Genomic DNA, 580 nt, shown 5'->3' on the forward strand with positions numbered 1-580 from the left:
TTGATCCTGGTCGAACTTCCATAGGCCGGCGAAACAGGGTGTGTTCTGGTCAGCGACGGTGAACCACCAGTTGGTGTCGCCGGGCCCCTGCCGGTCGGCAACGGCCTTCGGCTCGGCGAAGCGGGTAAAGGGCACGAGGCAGCGGTGCTCGGCTTTCAGCAGCCACGGCTTCCACATGTTGCTCTGCATGTTCCGCGCATTGGTCCACCAGTCGTAGAGGAAGGGCATCTCACCCTCCCGCGCCGGTCGCTTGCGGGGTTTGCGGGTCGGAAAGCCCCAACGCATCGTGCTGAGCACGCGTTGTCCGTCCTCCTGCCGCACGACGAACCCGGGCTTGCCGGGAGCGGCGTAATCCTTCTCGACCGCCAGCGTGTTGGCCGGATCCTCGACGGCGGTCAGCGCATCGAAATAGCCGCGCGGGTCGACCTTCAGGCTGTAAAGATTGCACATTCTACCGTTCGATCACGAGCGGTAGCGCGAGACAAGCCTCTTCCAGGTCGCAGCGTCGGGATAGGGCAGCGGTTCGCCCGTCGGCGGATCGCGACCCACGGTGATCCGCGGTCGTTCCTTGAGCCCGTTC

At 64.8% G+C, this 580-nt stretch carries 1 protein-coding gene; it reads right to left on the reverse strand.

Annotated elements, in window-relative coordinates:
• Window positions 1–450 (reverse strand): SOS response-associated peptidase family protein (locus BRX37_RS26485; protein WP_206434243.1); only part of this gene is annotated, 450 nt, incomplete at its 3' end.
• Window positions 451–580 lie beyond the last annotated feature (130 nt).

Origin of the sequence: Sphingomonas sp. S-NIH.Pt3_0716, from assembly GCF_003950715.1 — a bacterium.
GTDB lineage: Bacteria > Pseudomonadota > Alphaproteobacteria > Sphingomonadales > Sphingomonadaceae > Sphingobium > Sphingobium yanoikuyae_A.